Source organism: Streptococcus sanguinis (assembly GCF_013343115.1).
Classification (GTDB): Bacteria; Bacillota; Bacilli; order Lactobacillales; family Streptococcaceae; genus Streptococcus; species Streptococcus sanguinis_H.
Map to the genome: position 1 here is coordinate 1,498,848 of NZ_CP054570.1, position 18,291 is coordinate 1,517,138.

At 42.4% G+C, this 18,291-nt stretch carries 15 protein-coding genes; 7 read left to right on the plus strand and 8 right to left on the minus strand.

Annotated elements, in window-relative coordinates; genetic code table 11:
• Nucleotides 1–37 precede the first annotated feature (37 nt).
• The gene (locus FOC72_RS07145) at nt 38–526 is read right to left on the minus strand and encodes a YcxB family protein (protein WP_002896219.1); all 489 of its coding nucleotides are present in this window, start codon (nt 524–526) and stop codon (nt 38–40) included.
• A gap of 142 nt (nt 527–668) precedes the next feature.
• On the opposite strand from FOC72_RS07145, the gene FOC72_RS07150 reads away from it, so the two are divergent.
• Genes FOC72_RS07150 through FOC72_RS07165 form a run of 4 tightly spaced genes read left to right on the plus strand, consistent with a single transcriptional unit; the run spans nt 669 to nt 3,408 of the window.
• On the plus strand, nt 669–1,346 hold the full coding sequence (locus tag FOC72_RS07150; RefSeq protein WP_002896221.1) for an XRE family transcriptional regulator: 678 nt from the start codon (nt 669–671) through the stop codon (nt 1,344–1,346).
• A 4-nt stretch (nt 1,347–1,350) separates the two neighbouring features.
• On the plus strand, nt 1,351–2,766 hold the full coding sequence (locus tag FOC72_RS07155) for a Y-family DNA polymerase (RefSeq protein WP_002896223.1): 1,416 nt from the start codon (nt 1,351–1,353) through the stop codon (nt 2,764–2,766).
• Nucleotides 2,763–3,137: a hypothetical protein gene (locus FOC72_RS07160; protein ID WP_002896227.1), complete on the plus strand. Its 375-nt coding sequence runs from the start codon at nt 2,763–2,765 to the stop codon at nt 3,135–3,137. Before FOC72_RS07155 ends, FOC72_RS07160 begins: the two co-directional genes overlap by 4 nt.
• The gene (locus FOC72_RS07165; protein WP_002896228.1) at nt 3,115–3,408 is read left to right on the plus strand and encodes a DUF5960 family protein; all 294 of its coding nucleotides are present in this window, start codon (nt 3,115–3,117) and stop codon (nt 3,406–3,408) included. Before FOC72_RS07160 ends, FOC72_RS07165 begins: the two co-directional genes overlap by 23 nt.
• Before the next feature lie 260 nt (nt 3,409–3,668).
• Here the strand turns inward: FOC72_RS07165 and FOC72_RS07170 are convergent, their stop codons facing one another.
• Both FOC72_RS07170 and FOC72_RS07175 read right to left on the minus strand, forming a co-directional pair.
• Entirely contained in the window at nt 3,669–5,147 is a 1,479-nt protein-coding gene (locus FOC72_RS07170; RefSeq protein WP_002896230.1) for a flotillin family protein, read from the minus strand.
• A 104-nt stretch (nt 5,148–5,251) separates the two neighbouring features.
• On the minus strand, nt 5,252–5,782 hold the full coding sequence (locus tag FOC72_RS07175) for a DUF177 domain-containing protein (RefSeq protein ID WP_002896233.1): 531 nt from the start codon (nt 5,780–5,782) through the stop codon (nt 5,252–5,254).
• 98 nt (nt 5,783–5,880) lie between these two features.
• Here FOC72_RS07175 and FOC72_RS07180 point away from each other — a divergent pair, with 98 nt between their 5' ends.
• Together FOC72_RS07180 and FOC72_RS07185 are read left to right on the plus strand one after the other, a co-directional pair.
• Nucleotides 5,881–6,750 (plus strand): Rgg/GadR/MutR family transcriptional regulator, encoded by an 870-nt coding sequence (locus FOC72_RS07180; RefSeq protein WP_002896234.1) that lies wholly within the window; start codon nt 5,881–5,883, stop codon nt 6,748–6,750.
• Nucleotides 6,751–7,101: 351 nt separating this feature from the next.
• The gene (locus FOC72_RS07185) at nt 7,102–8,343 is read left to right on the plus strand and encodes an MFS transporter (protein WP_032914233.1); all 1,242 of its coding nucleotides are present in this window, start codon (nt 7,102–7,104) and stop codon (nt 8,341–8,343) included.
• A gap of 130 nt (nt 8,344–8,473) precedes the next feature.
• Here FOC72_RS07185 and FOC72_RS07190 read toward each other — a convergent pair whose 3' ends face one another.
• The 5 genes from FOC72_RS07190 to FOC72_RS07210 form a co-directional block, all read right to left on the minus strand.
• Entirely contained in the window at nt 8,474–13,186 is a 4,713-nt protein-coding gene (locus FOC72_RS07190; RefSeq protein WP_002896236.1) for a glycoside hydrolase family 70 protein, read from the minus strand.
• Nucleotides 13,187–13,255: 69 nt separating this feature from the next.
• A complete protein-coding gene (locus FOC72_RS07195) occupies nt 13,256–14,137 on the minus strand; it encodes a helix-turn-helix domain-containing protein (RefSeq protein WP_002896237.1) in 882 nt (293 codons plus the stop codon).
• Between the two features lie 455 nt (nt 14,138–14,592).
• On the minus strand, nt 14,593–15,972 hold the full coding sequence (locus tag FOC72_RS07200; protein ID WP_002896239.1) for an ABC transporter permease: 1,380 nt from the start codon (nt 15,970–15,972) through the stop codon (nt 14,593–14,595).
• 75 nt (nt 15,973–16,047) lie between these two features.
• On the minus strand, nt 16,048–16,944 hold the full coding sequence (gene htpX, locus FOC72_RS07205; protein ID WP_032914236.1) for a zinc metalloprotease HtpX: 897 nt from the start codon (nt 16,942–16,944) through the stop codon (nt 16,048–16,050).
• 1 nt (nt 16,945) lies between these two features.
• Nucleotides 16,946–17,515, minus strand: a complete 570-nt coding sequence (locus FOC72_RS07210) for a LemA family protein (protein ID WP_002896242.1) — start codon at nt 17,513–17,515, stop codon at nt 16,946–16,948.
• Between the two features lie 153 nt (nt 17,516–17,668).
• Here FOC72_RS07210 and FOC72_RS07215 point away from each other — a divergent pair, with 153 nt between their 5' ends.
• Nucleotides 17,669–18,286 (plus strand): TetR/AcrR family transcriptional regulator, encoded by a 618-nt coding sequence (locus FOC72_RS07215; RefSeq protein WP_002896243.1) that lies wholly within the window; start codon nt 17,669–17,671, stop codon nt 18,284–18,286.
• The last annotated feature ends 5 nt before the right edge of the window (nt 18,287–18,291 follow it).

The window sequence follows — 18,291 nt, forward strand, 5'->3', positions numbered from 1 at the left end:
TGAAAACTTGACAGATAAAAAACAGAAGTCCCCCAAATTAGAGACTTCTGCTTTCTTTTAGTTTTAGTAAAAAATCAATTAATTCAGGCTGACAGTCTGCCTTATCCAAGATCAGCCCCATTGACCGGCCAACCATAATATAAAAAGTTTCTGGCTTGTCTATAATCGCCACAATATCTTTGTAGTCAAATCTGGCATTGTTATTCCGATTAACGACACGAAAGTCTGTCTCATAGAAGCTAAACTCCTGCTCTATATCATGCCAGAGGGGGTTGCCTCTATAAAACTTTTTAATATGTCGATTCATGGACAGATAGTAAAGAAAAGGAAGGACAGCCACAGTAACAAGAAAAGCTATGCCTGGCAAAGGTTCCCCGATGAAAAAACAGATTGCACTGCATATCAGCACCACTATCTCAGGGAGAATCAGCGAGAAGATGCCATTCTTTTTATACCAAAAATTGGTCCAAGCGAAACGGCGGTAAGCTTCTTCTGTCATGATCGTTTTTGCTGTCATAGGAAACATCTCTCTACCTCCAAGTCATATTCCTCCCTACAGTTTACCACACTCTTGCTAGAAATAACAATACTCAATAAAGAACTTGCTTTTTTCGATTTCATCTGTTATACTATATGTAACTTTTAAAACGTTACATAGGAGGTGTGATATGTTTTCGCATGAAAAATTAAAAAAACGCCGGCTGGAACTTAATCTGACTCAGTCTTCCATTTACCAAGAGCTTGGAATTTCCAGAAAGACCTACTCTGCTTGGGAAAATGGTTTAGCAGAACCCCACGCCAAAAATCTCAGGAGGTTGGCCACCTGTCTCAAGGTCCAAGAGAACTACTTTGTGGATAAGACCAGCGCGCTCTACACCTACCCTTTACTAACTCTACCACATAAAAAAGAAGTAGACCAGTTCGCTAGTCGGCTCCTAGAGAGACAGCGTAAAGTTAGCTCCCTTACAGCTTATAAGGTTCTATCTGTTGAGCTGGCGGCAGGTCGCGGTCACAGCTACTATGACAATGAAACAGACTACGAAACTGTCTACTTTGATCAAGATATCCAGCACGACTTTGCATCCTGGGTCTCTGGGGATTCGATGGAGCCTAAGTATCCCAATGGCTCTGTTGCCCTTATGAAACAGACGGGATTCGACTACGACGGGGCAGTCTATGCTCTCATGTGGAATGGCAAGACCTATATCAAAAAAGTCTACCGAGAAGCTGAAGGACTTCGTTTAGAGTCTATCAATCCTGACTACGAGGATCTCTTTGCTCCCTATGAAGACCAGCCTACTATTGTTGGTATTGTAGTTGGACATTTTCTGCCGATTGAGGTATAAAACTATGGTCCTATTTGATTATTCACGCGAGCCACGTTCAGACATCGCTTTTGTGGATATGAAAAGTTTTTATGCCTCTTGCGAATGCATCGCTCTCGGTCTCGACCCTTTAAAAACCTCGCTCTGTGTCATGAGCCGAATTGAAAATTCCGCTGGACTGATACTAGCCGCCACCCCTCTCTTTAAAAAGAATTTCGGCAGCCAGAATGTCAGCCGAAGCTATAATCTTCCTTTTGATGTCCACACCCGCAAGTTCAACTATGCTGCTGCCCGCAAGCAGGGACTGCCGATTACAGCAGATTATGTGCGCTTTATTGAGGATGCTGCGCAAAAGACCTTATTGGTCCCACCTCGGATGAACTACTACATCCAGAAAAACATGGAAATCCAAAAGATTTTCCAGGATTTTGCAGCTCCCGATGACATTTTCCCCTACTCAATCGATGAGGGCTTCCTAGATTTGACAAGCTCTATCAACTACTTCATTCCTGATCATACGCTGGACCGCAGGACCAAACTGGACCTGCTGGCCGCCCGCATTCAACAGGCTATCTGGAAGAAGACCGGGATTTATGCTTCTATCGGCCTGAGCAACGCCAATCCTCTTCTTGCCAAATTAGCCTTGGACATTGAAGCCAAACATACAAAAAAGATGCGGGTCAACTGGTCCTATGAAGATGTTCCCAGTAAGGTCTGGACTATTCCAAACATGACTGATTTTTGGGGCATTGGCCACCGAACGGCCACTCGTCTTGAGAAACTAGGCATCCACTCCATTTATGATTTAGCTCACTTTAACCCCGACATCCTCAAAAAAGAAATGGGAGTCATGGGCCTACAGCTTTGGTTTCATTCTCACGGTATTGATGAAAGCAATGTGCACAAGCCTTATCAGGTCAAGTCACACGGCCTGGGCAACTCGCAAATTCTCCCCCGAGATTATAGACAGCAGGCAGATATTGAGCTGGTTTTTCGAGAGATGGCTGAGCAGGTCGCCATTCGTCTCAGACGCTCTGGTAAGAAATGCCAGCGTGTCTCCATCTATGCCCGCTATTCCAAGCAGGAGCTCCTGCCTTCCATTCATACACAGAAAAAAATTGAGCCTACCAGTAACAGCGATCGACTGGCTCAAATCGTAGTTCAGCTTTTTCGTTCTAAATATCAGGGCGGGGCTATCCGACAGATTGGCGTTTTTTACAGTGACTTTGTCGATCAAGGCTATGGTATGATTTCTCTCTTTGATGATCCTCTGCAAATTCAAAAAGAAGAGGATCTCCAGCTGACAATCGACCGCATCAGAGATCGCTTCGGCTTTGCCTCTCTGCTTAAGGGATCGGCCTTACTGGACTCCTCTCGTGCCATCGCTCGAAGCAAGCTAACAGGTGGCCATTCAGCTGGAGGGTTGGAGGGCTTATCATGACCGATCGCTCTTATCTCCCCTATCAGTCGGCTCGTGACTTTCAGGATCGAGGTATGGCTAAGTGGGCTGGCTTTTTTCTCTCTGAGCACAGCACTGCTCTGGCCAAAAAAGAACTAGATATCAGTCGCCTGACCCAGCTTGACAGACAAGAGAAGTTCCAGATGCTCAGTCAAGCCTACAGCCAGCAAGTTCCCATCCAAATCACCTTTCTTAATCAGGAAAGGCTGACCGAGATTACTGCTACCGTCTTTCATCTGGACAGTAAACAGGTCCTCCTGCAGGAAGGAGACCATTACAAAGGCCTTGCTATTCACCAGATTCTTTCGATACAAGCCCTAGGAGGCACAGATGACTACTCAGAATATACATGAGGAACTTCAATTTGACTATTTTTCCCAGAATTACTATCAATTTCAAGAGGATTTTTATCAATTCTCCAATCTTCCCCAGCCTCTGATGGCCATGGAAGATGATATCCTCCGCCATATGGCCAGCCGCCAAGTCACTTATTTCAAACTCTCTAAGGCTAAAAGTTTAGACCAGAAAGACCATTACTTCCACTTTACCGTCAGTCGTCCAGACCAAGCAAAACGACTCTGTATCTACCACTATCAAGGCCAAACAGAAGATATAAATCAATAAGCTCCCAAACTTAGTTTGGGAGCTTATTGTAGGGAACTGGCCATCTACTAGTATCTTCTCAATTATTTATTGCTTTAAGTCAGGTAAATAACATTAAAGATTTGAGCCAGCTATATTTAAAGCCAAGAAACGCCATTCTTTTTAGGTTATCTATTCAGTTCATTTGTATAAACTAATTTCATACCCAAAACATCCCAAAAGTTAGATTTTCTGTCTAAATTTTTGGGTGCGGGTCATAGCAATTTGTCTTTTCTTTTCTTTTATTTTTTATCGGTGTCAAGATTTGCAGCTTCAATAACAGGTTGCTCATCTTGTTTTAGCTTGTTAACTGTCATATTAACACCAAGAGCTCCTGCTAGGAGTTGGCGGATATCGAAGCCTGCACCTTGCGACACTTGGTCAATACTCTGCATGATGTCGCCAACCATCTTAGAAGCATTGCCTTCACCATACATAGTGATTTTGTCCACTTTAGTAAGCGGCTCTGCTACAGCACGGGCAATTTCTGGCAGTTTGTCTACAATCATCTCAGTAATCGCAGCTTCCTGCATCTTCTTCATAGCTTCTGCTTTTTTATCCAAACCTTCTGCTTCGGCTTCTAATTTAAGACGAATAGCCTCCGCTTCAGCACGTCCCTTGGCTTCAATGGCTTCAGCTTCTTGCAGTTGCGCAAATTTCTCAGCCTCGGCTTGAGCCTTGCGGGCTTCGGCTTCTTTTTGTGTTTCAAAAAGCTCCGCCTCGGCTTGACGTTGACGCTCAATCAATTGTGCTTCCGCTGCTTGTTGACGAGAGTATTTCTCCGCTTCAGCCTGTTTGCGGATGTTAGCATCCAGTTCTTGCTCCCGAACCTTAACTTCGCGTTCCTTGACTTCAGCTTCTTTCTCTTGCTTCATGATATTAGCTTCGGCAGCCACACGTTCTTGCTCGCGACGCTGCACTTCCGCCTCAATCCCTTTAGCTGCATCAGCCTTAGCTTGAGCTATATCCGCTTCCTGCTTGAGGGCTGCTTGCTTCAGTTTCAACTCATTTTGCTTTTGAGCGATTTCTAAGTCAGCAGCTACGCGCTTATCGTTAGCCAATTTGTCTTGCTCAGCTTCTACTTCCTTGCGCTCACGTTCAGCTTTAGCCTTTGCAATTAGGGCATCTTTTTTGATGGTTTCGACATTTTCGATACCGAGATTATCAATCACACCACCTTCGTCAGAGAAAGACTGAACGGTAAAGGCAATGACTTCTAATCCCATCTTAGCCAGATCCGGAGCTACGTTGTCCTGAACTTTTGAGGCAAATTCCTGACGGTCATTGACCATCTTACGAAGCTCCATCTGACCAATTACTTCCCGAAGATTTCCTTCCAAGACATCTTGAACAGAGTTAGAAATATCTGTTGTATTCCAATTAAGGAAGTTTTCTGCTGCACGAGCAATCATTTCATCGGTCGTTCCGATTTTCAGCTTAACAGCTGCATCAGCACGTACATTGATAAAGTCAAGAGTCGGTACTGCTTCAGATGTGCGAACATCTGTTGAGAACTGCTCAATATCCAAATAGGAGCGCTGCTCTACAAAAGGAATCATAAATCCAGCTTTACCGCGAAGGTGACGCTGTTTACGAAGACCTGTAATTACAACTACTTCGTTAGGGCGTGCGTTAACATAGCCTTTCACTAAAAGTACAACAAGTACAACCAAACCAATAATTACTGGAATCAACCAGGTTGGAAAGAAAAATGTATCCATTAAATCTCCTTCTATAAGACAATTTTCATTGTCTATTTTCTTTTTATACTTAGTATAACAAATTATTTCAAATTCTCAAATTATTTTCAAAATTTTTACAAGAATTATTCATCAAACAGTCCTTGCAAACCGGCGAAAGGATTGTTCTTCTCTTTTTGAACTTCCTGGGCAGCGGCAAATTCCTCTTCCGTCATAACCTGCCAGTCCTGACCTGACAGAAAGCCTTGGCCGGCTTCTTCCTCAGCTGTTAGAATTTTCAGCGGGATATTCATCAGGATATTATCAGCCACACTCTCGGCTATATTAATCTCGCCATTTTCAATCGGAAGCACCAAGTCCTGATCAATCATATCCTGCGATGCGGCCTGTCCTTCTTCCATGAAAATTTCGTTGACTAGATAAGACTCCTTGAGCTCTACTGGCTCCATACTACGACTGGACGTCAAGGTAATGGTATAAGACAAGTCATAATCCAGAAAATAGAGGCCATCTTCATATTGAACCTTTCCTTTGGCTACAATATCTTGAACCTCTAAAATCTCAGGATTGCGCTCTTTTAACTCTTCTGCCAAGTCCAGCTTTTTCTCAAAAGCTAGACCATCTGGATTCTTCCGAATTTCTTGAATATGCAACATAAGTTCCTCTTTGTTTTTTCTTTATATTATATCATGTTTGAGCGCTTCGATGTTATTGAAAATTATTTTGTTATAATAAATTGTAAGGAGGGAAGACAATGGAACATCTAGGACAGGTTTTTAGATTTTTTCGAGAGGCAAGGCACATCTCTTTATCCGAGGCGACTGGCGGAGAATTTTCAAAATCTATGCTTTCTCGCTTTGAAAATGGGCAGAGCGAACTTTCGGCACAGAAACTTTTTAGCGCTCTCAGCGCCATCCACACGGAAACGGAAGAATTTACCGTTGCAGCCGGCATCCAGGATCATCATTCTCACAAGGAACTCTTAAGCCACATTCAAGACCTGTTGCAAGCCAGTCAGCTCGACCTCTTAGAAGAACTTTATCTGGAAAAAGAAAAAATCACTCAAAAAAGCAAGAAGACTAGCGATTGGGTTGAACGCCTGATTATAAAGGCCTATCTCTGTGCCCTCAAAGAGTCTGAAAAGGCCAGCCTAGGCGAGCTGGATTTCCTCCATGATTACCTCTTTTCAGTTGACATTTGGGGACGCTACGAACTCAATCTCTTCTCTATCTGTACTCCGGTTTTATCCCTAAACTTGTTTTCCCAATACACCAAAGAAATCCTCTCAAGAAAAGATTTTGCCGCCTTGTTTGCCAACAACCGCAACACCCTGCACACTACCTTTCTTAATGGCTATCTTCTGGCCATCAGTCAGGAAAATATCACCCAGGCAGACTATTTCCAACAAGTCATTGAGCGAAACTTTTACGAAGAAAATGAGACTTACTTCCGAATTGTCTATCTCTTTGCTCAGGGAGAGTTGATCTGTTTGAAAGGGCAAACAGAAGAGGGGCTTTCGCAAATGAAGCAAGCTGTTGACATTTTCCAAATCTTGAACTGTCAGCATAGCGCTGACTACTATCAAGAAGCTCTTGATACTGCTTTTCAAAAATATAGCAAATAATGCAAATCTCCACTTTTAAGCTCAGCTATTTTGAGTTGGAAAGTGGTTTTTTGTTCCTACTCGAGCTCCACCTTTCTGATTTAAAAGTTTCTACCCGAAAATCGTTGAATATATGCAACATTTCCTGCAGATTGGATTCTCTATTTTATACTAAAAACAGAAAGAGCTAGCGCAAGTCACTTTCAGAACTTTACCACTTACTTACAAGACCTGACCAGTTGCCGAAAAACCCTTGTTTTTGGCTTTAAACTGTCTATAATGATCATCAGAAAGAGAAAAAGACAAAAGCTAGATTACAGATGCACCCAATCAGCTTTTATACAATCTTGCAGTTTAGAAAAGGAGCCTACAATGAAATTATTCTTTAAAAATGGAGTCTATGCCTCACTCAGCCTTTCCCGAATCTTCAACACCTTGGGAGCTTCTATTTTCAATATTGTTTTTGTGGTATTTGCTTCCAGCATGCCCAATCCCAAGTTCGCTATTGCTGTGGCTAATTTTATCGTCCTGGTTCCGACTTTCTTTACTATCTTTGCCGGCATCAAAGCTGACAAGACCGTCCATAAGGCTCGCTGGTTGATTCATTTTGGTTATCTTCAAGCCCTGCTCTTTGTCCTTGTTGCCTTCATGACTCGATCCAGCTCTTATCTAGCCTTTTCAGCCGTCTGCTTGATGAATATTCTTTCAGATATCATCAGCGACTATCGCAGCGGCCTGCAAATGCCGATTTTGAAAAAGAATGTTCCAGAGAAAGATCTTATGGAAGCCTTCTCTTTTACCCAGCTCATCAGCTTTCTCTGCAGCCTGGCCGGACAAGCTTTGGGAGTTTGGCTCTTAACCGTCAGCCAGCAAGACTTTTTCCTAGTTGCTTTGGTTAACGCCTTGACCTTTCTCCTATCCTCCACCATCCTCTACCTAGTCCGTCGCAGATTGACCCATGACCCCGTCGTAATTTCTGAGAAAAACGCTCCTCTGAAAGAAGAGTTGAAGAAAATGTACACATCGTCCAAGCTCATCTTTGAGCAGGAAGGTTCTAACAATTTTCTCAAACTGCTAGCTCAAATCCTGATCGTCAACGCTATGGCAGGTTCTCTTATAGCTCTTTATAATCTCTACTTGCTGGACAATCCCATCTTCCAGCTGTCCTTTAGTCAGTCTCTCTTGGTTCTTCAGACCACTCTTGTCCTAGCCATAATCGCAGCCAGCCTGACGCCAAACGATTACTTTAGCCTTCTCTCTCTAAATCAACTAACCCTCTGGGCTGCTCTCACAATGATTCTGCTTGCTGTCAGCAATTTCTTACACCTGCCTGTTTTCGTCGGCATTGCTTTTGGATTTTTACTAGCTTATATCTCCGGTAAGATCAATCCCAAAATCAACACCCTCTTACTGAGCAAATTGCCTTCTGATGTTCTCGCTCAGACTTCCAGCTTTCTGAGTCTGCTCTTTTCTTTCTCTGTTCCCTTTGGTACTATGGTCTTCAGCAGTCTGGCCCTCTGGAATATGAACGCTAGCTGGCTCATCTTCAGCATTATCGGTGTGATTGCTCTGCTCCTATCTATCGAAAAAAAGAAAGATGTTAAAGAAATGTGATAGATTCAATCTTGTTTCTACATTTGTTCTCCTAGAAGACAGCAAAAAACGATAACTTCCAAATAAGAAGTTATCATTTTTGTCTATTAGAAAGCTAAAGATTAAATTTCATTTAGCTATTCTATTGCTATTAGTTCCAGCCGAAGCGTCTGCCTCTACCATTGCGGTCAAAGTACATCCAACTTCCATCTTCTAGCTGAATCCATTTATTGCGCGCCATTTCTCCGGAATTGGCATCAAAGTAACGGTTAGCACCATTGACATAGACAATCTTACCTTTGACTTGCTTGCCATTTTGGTCGAAGAAAAGGGTTTGTTGGCCAATCTGCTGCAAACCTGTCACTGCTTTACCAGACTGATCGAAGTAGTACCATTCGTTCTTGGCACCTTCAACAAACTTGTTGGCTACCATTTCTCCTGAGTTGGCATCGAAGTAACGGATACTCTTGTCTGCAAGTGTCACGATTTTACCTTTGACTTGCTTGCCATCTTGATCGAAGTAAAGGGTTTGCTGGCCAATCTTCTGAAGACCTGTCACTGCTTTACCAGCCTGATCGAAGTAATACCATTCGTTCTTGGCACCTTCTGCAAACTTGCCGACTGCCATTTCTCCTGAATTAGCATCGAAGTAACGGATTGATTTATCAGCCAGAGTTACTACTTTACCTTTGACTTGCTTGCCATCTTGGTCAAAGTAAAGGGTTTGTTGGCCAATCTTCTGAAGACCTGTCACTGCTTTACCAGCTTGATCGAAGTAATACCATTCGTTCTTAGATCCTTCTGCAAACTTGCCGACTGCCATTTCTCCTGAGTTGGCATCGAAGTAACGGATACTCTTGTCTGCAAGTGTCACGATTTTACCCTTGACTTGCTTGCCATCTTGGTCGAAGTAAAGTGTTTGCTGGCCAAGTTTTTGAAGACCTGTTACTGCAACACCATCTGCTCCGAAATAGTACCAGTCACTTGGATTATCACCTTGGGCAAAGCGGTTAGCAGCAGCATTACCTGAATCCTTATCAAAGTAACGAAGTTTACCATCTTTGGCACGCGCAATCTTGCCTTTGACTTGGTAGCCGTTTTGGTCGAAGAATTGCTGATTGCCGCCCATGGTTACCAGACCTCTAGCCATGACACCCTTGGCATCAAAGTAACGCCAGTTTTGGCCGTCAGTAGTATAGTAACGATTGAGAACTTGGGCACCAGTCTTATCGTAGTAGTACTGATTGCCGTTTTCATCTTCACGGAGCGAGTCACGCAGCTGAATACCATTCTTGAGGAAATAAACTTGCTTGCCATCAATTTCATGAGCACCTGTTGCTAGGTAACCTCGTTTATCGAAGTAATACCAATTTCCATTTTCATCTTGGATAAAGGAATTTCTAGCTTGATAGCCACTAGTTGAATAGTACTTAGTACCACTAGCATCACTAACAAATCCTGTGTAAGCATTCTTATTAACTAATTGCTTAGGCAGTACCATCTCACCATTCTTGTTGTTGAGATATTCGTTGCTAGCCCAGTCTTTAAGAACATAGTAAGCACCACGACCCAAGATATTGGTACCGTTAAAGTGTTTAGCAGACCACTTGGTAATCTTCTCATCAGTCGTCATCTTTTGACCGTTGGAAATCTGTACTCGTTCAAAGATTTCTGGATATTTAGCTTTGAGTTCATCCAAGAAGACTCCACCATACTTGCCTTGATAGTCTGTACCATTCGTTTTAGTATTGGCAACGTAAAGATTTTCCTTGATTTCTGCGCCTTCACGGTAGGTTCCGTAGTTGTTGACACGAGTTGCTGTTACCACTTCCTTGCCTGGCAGGTTGTAGATTTGGTCTGGCACCCAGTCCGCAATGGCTTGGATATTGACACTGTGAAGAGCACGGAGAGCATTGAGCAGGTCATCTAAAGAACCATATTTATTGTTCTTGCTCATAGCCATATCATAGCGGTCTTCAAAGGCATAACCATTCTGGATGATAGAATCTAGGAAAGTACCGTCTTGGCTAGATACATACTGAGGTGGCAGCTCAAATGAAGTCACTCCCCATTCCTTGAAGAGGTTGACATTTTTGGCAATGACTTTATTGGTATACTGGTCATCACGAGTTGCAAAGTCTTGGAAGTTAGAGAATCCTTCGTAAATCAGCTGAGAATCAAGAGCCGCGCTAGATTCGTAAACCTGACCGCTGGCATTTTTCTTCTTGCTAGCTGTTACACGAGCATCCTGATTCTCTTTAGCACCAACTGGTACCCAAACAGCCAGATAACCAGAAACTTGGACATTGCTGTAGCCTGCGATATCGTTCATATCAAAGGTCAAAATACCATTGGCATCTGTCTTCTTCCAGAGGGATTGCGGCACTTCTTCGTCAGTTAAATAGCGGGAAATACCATCTTTGGTCGTCAAGAGCACAGGACGGTAGTATTGATTCTTATGGGCTGCTCCCATATTGACTTGCAGTTTATCCCACTCATTCAGCTTGAGATTCGGGTTGTTAGAAGCAATAACTGCCATCCCTTGGGTACGAGTTTCTGCTGTTCCTTCATCTGTTGCTTCGTTAGCACCAGTACCGTAACGAACAGAAGTCAAAATACCATTGTAAGACCATTTATCAGCCTCACGAGGGACACCCATATAGGTAACTTTCATGTCCTGACCACCAGCTACATACTTAATCCGAGCACGCAACAGGGCATCGATAGCGTCGTGGTAAGGAGATTTTTTCTCCATGTATTGGCCGTCATCTGTATAGAGATCACCATAGTAGACCCGAGTGATGGAGTCTTTGTTGGAGAGCATGAGAGCATGAGCAGTTGGGATATTGAACTGCGTATACTTCTTGTCGGCCTTGCGCATATCTTCGTTGTAAATCTTGAAGGCTTGCTTGAGCTCATCCATGGTAAAGGTCAAACCATCCGTATTTGGATTGATATTTTCCCGGATGATGTCAGCAATAACGGTTTGCACTTCACTGTCATGAGCCCGAACAAAGATATAATTGGCCATCCGTTCGCCATTTTTCTTTTCAGTAGAACGGTCATTCAGACTATTCGTAATCGTTGGCTCTACACCACTACGGATAGAAAGCTTGCGCATGAACGAATAAAGCAAGGATAGGCGAAGCTTATTATCAATCGGCAATTGTGCACCCTTGGTGTCTTTGTTGTAGTCAGGGTCGTTGTCAGACCAAGCTTCCAAGATAGACAGATGCTTGATGGCTTCTTCTTCACTTTCTCCAACCTTGTAGCGAGACTTGAAGTAGTCAGAGGCAATCTGGAGCAAGTCCGCATTGACATTGTCTACCGCATCGACACGGACTCCGTCAAAGTTAGCAGTCGGATCATTAGCTACGATGCTGCCGAAGTTCATCATAAAGTGCAGCCAGTTGAGTTGCTCAGCCTGAACAGCTGGATTAGAGTTGTCAAAGTCGTTAGCTAGCAGGAACTCATAACCACCATTTGACTTGTCAATGAAGTACTTAGGTGTACCAGTTTGGTTGGTAGGTGTGCGGTTCAGGATACGGTACTTAGAATTAGCATGAGAAGTCTTATCACTATTGGTATAAAGCAGAGCTCCGCCTTGCAAGTGGTCCTTATTCGTACCGGTTGTTTCAGACTCTGTCTTGATGTTCCAGTTTGGCTGAGTTTTGACAAATGAGCCCATCAGTGTTCTCAGCCATTTAGTATCGCCTTCTTTACCGATTCTTTCTTCAATTTTTCGCTGAACCTGCTGAGAAGCACCTGTCAGGATAGCTTGTTCCACTTTGTTTTCAAAAGCTCCTGCTCCCAGACCTTGCTGGTTCATATAGTTGAGATAGCTAACCTGCGTTTGCTTATCAGGCCACCAAGCCATCAAAAGCGGACGTAGGTCTGTTTCTGTTGATGCTGTCCATGTTTTTCCGTCTTTCAAGATGAACTTTGGACGATACCAGCTATCTGCTGTCAGGTAGCCGTCAACTGTTTCAATATCCTTTTCCGTAGTGCCATGGAAGGCATTCTTTTGAGTGAATTCATTATTGAGACTGCTAATACCTTGCTGGAATTGATACTCAGCTGAATCAATCAATGCTCCAGTCTCTGCATCGAAATAAAGAACTTTTCCATTAAGCTCAACTGCAAAATTCTTTTTAACTGTACCGTCGTCCTGAACATAGTATTTCTTGCCATCAATGGTCTTGATGTGAGCCAGCACATCATCATCATGCTCAGTATTAACAGGCGCCGCTTGGGCTTGAGCAGCCACCATTCTTTCAGCTATCGCTCCCTGTCTTTGAGCCGGTTCTGGCAAGCGATCTTTCTTTGCAACCTTTGGATTTGCAACAATCTTGTCCGTAACAGTCTTCTTTGCTTGTTTATCAGCAGTTGCTGGACTTGCTTGTCTATCCTGATCAGCTGCTTCTGGTTTAGCAGTTTCTGATGTTACATTAGCTGCTTTTGCTTCTTCAGCAACGGCTGCCTTTTCTGTAGTTGCTGCTTCTGCTACTGCCGGCTTAGCTGGCTCTTGAGCATCTGTTTGAGCCGCTGCTTCCGTATTTGCTGCAGTTTCAGCAGTTTTTTCACTGGCTACAGCAGCATCAGTCACCTTGTCTGCAGAAGTTGCTTTTTCTGCTTCCAGCGGAGAAGCTGAGTTGGCTTGTACTTGAACCGGCTGCCCAGAACTGCTATCCTGAGCTGCAGCTGGTTCTTGAACTGCCACCTGCTTAACATCATCAGCGTGGACAAGACCTGCTTCGAGACCAAGTACTTTTGGTGCTACGATAAGTGCTAAGCTAGTCACACCGATGGCTACCCAGTTTTTCTTAACTTTATGCATCTTATAATGAATTTTTTTCTCCATCATAAAACCTCCTTCTGAATTTGGTATAAATTTATACTCTTATTCTAGTATATTTTTAGAAATGAGTCTATTTTATTTGCACATCTGCAACTGTGAACGGCAAATTCTTTCAAACTGAGCTTTGAGCTTCTGGGCAACACCGAAGGAATCTAAGAATTCCAAAAAAGATAAGCATTGCTCAATATCACTTAGAGCATGGCTATTTCCAACCTTGTAGGAATAAAGAGCCCTATGATACTTAATCAGCATCCGTTCATAGAGATCTGTCTCAGGGATTTTAGAATGATCAAGATAATTGAGGAATCTCATAGCAACCTGCAAATGGTTTCCCTCTATGCAGACGCTGATAACATTAAGCAGCATCTTAATAATACGCCGGCGGTTCTCTGGTAGGTCATTATAAAACTGAGTTCGATTAATCATCTCACTAGCAAAGGTTTCCAGTGTTTCCAAGGTCAGTAGATCGACACTATTAGTAAAGAGCCAGAGTTCATAACGTCCCCACTCCTCGACGGAAAAGAGATAATCAGTCAGCAATTCTGTATCTTTCTTGCTAATCTGAAAATCTGGACTGCAGGAAGACAATACTGCTCTAACAACAATTGTATTGAGCCTATAGTTCTTCTTCTCAGGGAACTTCTCAGCCAAAGCTTCTGAACTAGCCAAAATACTTTGGAGCTTGACGACATTGTTTTCCTGATAAGCATCAGCTACTTTTTTCGAGAAAAGCGCATCATCTGCCTCAATGTAGTTATGGTAAACATACTGGAACTCGTCTAGAGAAACAGCCATATTCTTCAAGCAGCAATAGAAAGAATCAAGCGTGATACCGCTGACTCCCCGCTCAAAACGAGACAATTGAGCCACTGAAATATCTCCGGCTGCCGCCTCTTTAAGAGACATGTTTTTTGATTCTCTAATGACTTTGAAAATTTTTCCAAATGTTTTCAACATACCGAACCCCCGGTTTCATATATGCAATAAAATTTTTTACTAAATTTAATATACTAGTAATATATTTCTATTTTGTTACAAAAAAACTACTTTGTATTTCTAAATGATACAAATAGATTAACTTGAACAATAAAATAACTCAATATAGTGATTTTTCTGAAAATTTTATGGTTTTCAAGAAAATGCTAATTTTACAAGAAAGTCAGAAGGGTTCAACCTGACAACTTGAAAACACTGGCTTTTTTAAATCTAGCCTCCTTACTGATACAAAAATAAACTTGGATAATCCAATGTTTATAGATGACTGACATGAAACTGTAACAAAATCTAAACGAATATTTTTTAGACATGAATGAAAGGAAGTAAAATGAATCCACCTAATGAACTAAAATAGATTTGACTAAAAAAAGAGGGAATAGAATCATAAAATTCCCCCTCTTCTATTCCCTTCCGTATCAATCAGGCCAATCAACCATGTGGTCATACCCTTCGTCTATGGAATAGCCTATACTACCACGATAAGAGTATTCTAACAACGATACTGACCCTTCAGTCAAGTCTTGGTCACTGTCGTTCTTATTTAACTGGACTAACTTTCCGTCCTTAATTTTAGCAAAAAATTGCTTTTTGCTAGTAACATTATCCTTGTCTGTCTCCTCTATCTCAAAGACATAGTTTCCTGTCTGAAAGAGGGAATAGTCCATATCATGCAAGAATTTTTCTCCTGAATCTGAAGCAAAGAGTCTTTGCTTCAGATTCAGCTCAATTCTAATACTGATCCAAACATCTTCTTTTTCTAGCAATTTCTCATCAGTAAGATCAAAGATAGAATTTAACTTGAAATCTTTTTCCTCAAAGCTCTTGGGTTTTGAGCGCTTAGGATTAGTTATGTACTCTACAGAAACCTCTGTATTCCCATAATGAGGAATGATATTAACACTCTCATCTATATTATCTAGACTTTTTTCTACATTTTCTTTCGTTTTGATTAGATTTTCTCGACTATTTTCCTTTTGGAGAATAACTCGCAGGATGGGAGAAGGTGTTGTTTTCGGATCAATAAACGCAGCTTCTTCAATGCCTCCTGCCTTATTGACTCGAACTTCTTCATAGAAAGAATGCTTGCCAATAGTTACTTTAAATTTTCCGATTGGGTATATATCATTAAAGTCTGGATTATTCGAATCTTCTTCCCCGTATCCACTTGGTACAGTCTCTACCTTAGCATCCATACCCCGCTTTTTGTACTCCTGCTCCAAGCTGCTGAGAACTCGGCTGGTTCGTGTTAGTTGGGGAATGATAGGCTGAAAAAAAGCTACAATCATGAGCAAAATTAGCATGCCATTAACCATATGCCCTGCCCAGAGCAGTGCCTTCTTTCTTTGTCCTTTGAGTCCATACCGAGCGTAAAGATAGCTGAGGAAAGACAAAATCGAGCATAGTGGCACAACCCCTATCAACCAGCGATAAGGTTCTATGGTTCGCGTATCTTTCAAAGCAGAGATGAATGGAAATAGCTGAAGCAACAGAGTCAGAATTAAACTGATTGGAGCCAGATGAAGCGAGTCCTTGCTTGTCTTTATACTCTGAATCAGCGAACGAAGGCTCAAAATCAGATAAATAAACAGATAGATTAGAACAACAAACTTAAAAATCATACTAAACATCATAAACTGCATTAATATGCTTGTCTTGCCTGAACTCAGAAATTCTATAGTAGATAGCATTAGAACTATAACTGCATAGCCACCCAAAGGGGCTATTATTATAGACAGAATCCAATTAACAATATAAAAAATTGCAAATAAATCTTTAGAGGCTTTTAGTTTTTTCATTACATTTCCTACTTACTATATTATTCGTCTATCATTATAGCATAAACAATAAAAAACTGAGATTTCTCCCAGTTTTTACATCTGTCTCAAGCGCTCCACCCGCTCTGAGATAGGAGGGTGCGTATAGAAAAGTTTCTTCAGACCGCCTTCTTTTTTAGGATCGCTGATATAGAGAGCTGCACTGGCATCATCGACATGATGCTCCATAGGCTCGCTGCGATCCAGCTTGAGTAGAGCATTGATCATCCCTTGCGGATTGCGGGTCAGCTCTACACTGGAAGCATCAGCCAGAAACTCCCGCTGACGAGAAATGGCCAACTGCACCAAGGTAGCTGCCAGAGGAGCTAAAACGATAGCAATCAATGATACGATAAGTAGAATAATTCCTAATCCACTATCGTTATCTCGATCATTACTACTGCGCCGTCCGCCACCAAACCACATCATACGGCCAGCCAGGCTAGACAACATGGTAATAGCACTGGCCAAAGCTACAGCAATCGTTGAAATTCTGATATCATAATTTCGAATATGACTGACTTCATGGCCTATCACTCCCTCAAGCTCCTCACGATTCATGATTTGCAAGATACCTGTCGTTGCTGCGACAGCCGCATTTTCAGGCTTAGAACCGGTCGCAAAAGCATTGGGAGAGGAATCCTCTACGATATAGACACGTGGCATAGGAATCTGAGCGACCATGGCCATATCTTGAACAATATGATAGAGTTCAGGTGCTTCCTGCTCAGAGACCTCGCGAGCTCCGTTCATCGCCATGACAACCTCTGTAGACTGAAAAATCATCACTCCGGCATAAATCGCTCCGATAATCAAAGCTAGCAAGACACCACCTAGAGCAGACCGCAGCCAGAGATAGCCAATAGCTGCTCCAACAAGAGCCAAGAGGCCGAAAAAAGCGATAAGGAGGAGCCAAGTCCTCCTTTTATTGCTGGCAATTTGATCAAATAGCATCTTAGTCACCTAGTCCAGTGCTGCCAAAGTCAACTTTTGGCACAGCCTTTTCTTCTTCTGGTGTCTTGAGGAAGTCCGCAGCTTTAAAGCCAAAGATTCCTGCAACAATATTGCTTGGGAAAGTTTCCAGCTTGACATTGTAGTTGCTAGTAACTGAATTATAAAGCTGACGAGAATAAGCAATTTTATTTTCAGTATTGGTCAGCTCTTCCTGCAACTTCAAGTAGTTGGTATTTGCTTTCAGATCTGGATAGCTTTCAGCTACTGCAAAGATTCCAGAAATCTGACGAGAAAGGGCGTCGCTGGCTTGCATGGCTTCGGCTGGTGAAGCAGCTGAAGCTACCCGGTTGCGCAGTTGTGTTACCTTTTCCAAGGTTGCCTGCTCGTACTTGCCATAGCCTTTGACCGTTTCCAAGAGGTTAGGAATCAGGTCATTACGGCGTTTAAGCTGTACATCAATTTGGCTCCAAGCTTCCTGAGTCTGCATGCGGCTTTTAACCAAGGTATTGTACGCACCAACAACGAAGAATGCTAAAACCGCGACAATAATAAGAATTATAATAAAAGTCATGATATACTCCTTCAATTTTGATTAGACTTATTATATCAAAAAATAGAGGAACTGTCTTTATTCTTGACATTGATTTAGAAAAGATGTACGATAAAGGAAAGAATAAACCGACTGTCGGTCGAACAAAATTTTACTACCAAAAAGGATGCAAACATGGCTAATAAAAAAGACTTTATCTTAGATACCGCTCAGGAGCTTTTTATGGAGCAAGGCTTTGACCAGACCTCTATCTCCCAGATTTTAGAAGCGACTCAAATCGCCCGCGGTACTCTCTACTATTACTTTTCTTCTAAGGAAGAGATAATGGATGCCATCATTGAGCGAACCATTGAAAGAGCATTTACAGCTTCCCAAGCCTTTGCTGATAATCGTGGACTGACTATCATAGAGCGCTTGGTTGGCAGTATGGCTGCTCTGAATCTCAATCACCAAGAGGGAGAGGGAGTACTGCTGCATCTCAATCAGCCACAAAATGCGCTCCTGCACGAAAAGACCAATCAAATTCTTCTTGAACGAGCACCCCAGATTCTACTTCCCATCATCCAAGACGGTATCACTGCTGGAGATATGAGGACCGACTATCCCTACGAAAGTCTGGAAATGATTCTTACTTATTCGCTGCAAGCTTTTGGCAGCAGTTTTCAGGCTCTACCTCCAGAAAAACAGCAGCAAAAACTTCAGGCTTTTCTCTATCTTTTAGAAACTCTTTTCCACAGCCGGCAAGGCTACTTCAATCCCTTTCTATCTTTGATTCAAACTCAAAGCAGCTAGAAAGC

What these genes read in the sequence shown, in the direction of transcription:
- FOC72_RS07145 (WP_002896219.1), bottom strand. Translation starts at nt 526, where the DNA reads ATGTTTCCTATGACAGCAAAAACGATCATGACAGAAGAAGCTTACCGC.
- FOC72_RS07150 (WP_002896221.1), top strand. Translation starts at nt 669, where the DNA reads ATGTTTTCGCATGAAAAATTAAAAAAACGCCGGCTGGAACTTAATCTG.
- FOC72_RS07155 (WP_002896223.1), top strand. Translation starts at nt 1,351, where the DNA reads ATGGTCCTATTTGATTATTCACGCGAGCCACGTTCAGACATCGCTTTT.
- FOC72_RS07160 (WP_002896227.1), top strand. Translation starts at nt 2,763, where the DNA reads ATGACCGATCGCTCTTATCTCCCCTATCAGTCGGCTCGTGACTTTCAG.
- FOC72_RS07165 (WP_002896228.1), top strand. Translation starts at nt 3,115, where the DNA reads ATGACTACTCAGAATATACATGAGGAACTTCAATTTGACTATTTTTCC.
- FOC72_RS07170 (WP_002896230.1), bottom strand. Translation starts at nt 5,147, where the DNA reads ATGGATACATTTTTCTTTCCAACCTGGTTGATTCCAGTAATTATTGGT.
- FOC72_RS07175 (WP_002896233.1), bottom strand. Translation starts at nt 5,782, where the DNA reads ATGTTGCATATTCAAGAAATTCGGAAGAATCCAGATGGTCTAGCTTTT.
- FOC72_RS07180 (WP_002896234.1), top strand. Translation starts at nt 5,881, where the DNA reads ATGGAACATCTAGGACAGGTTTTTAGATTTTTTCGAGAGGCAAGGCAC.
- FOC72_RS07185 (WP_032914233.1), top strand. Translation starts at nt 7,102, where the DNA reads ATGAAATTATTCTTTAAAAATGGAGTCTATGCCTCACTCAGCCTTTCC.
- FOC72_RS07190 (WP_002896236.1), bottom strand. Translation starts at nt 13,186, where the DNA reads ATGATGGAGAAAAAAATTCATTATAAGATGCATAAAGTTAAGAAAAAC.
- FOC72_RS07195 (WP_002896237.1), bottom strand. Translation starts at nt 14,137, where the DNA reads ATGTTGAAAACATTTGGAAAAATTTTCAAAGTCATTAGAGAATCAAAA.
- FOC72_RS07200 (WP_002896239.1), bottom strand. Translation starts at nt 15,972, where the DNA reads ATGAAAAAACTAAAAGCCTCTAAAGATTTATTTGCAATTTTTTATATT.
- htpX (WP_032914236.1), bottom strand. Translation starts at nt 16,944, where the DNA reads ATGCTATTTGATCAAATTGCCAGCAATAAAAGGAGGACTTGGCTCCTC.
- FOC72_RS07210 (WP_002896242.1), bottom strand. Translation starts at nt 17,515, where the DNA reads ATGACTTTTATTATAATTCTTATTATTGTCGCGGTTTTAGCATTCTTC.
- FOC72_RS07215 (WP_002896243.1), top strand. Translation starts at nt 17,669, where the DNA reads ATGGCTAATAAAAAAGACTTTATCTTAGATACCGCTCAGGAGCTTTTT.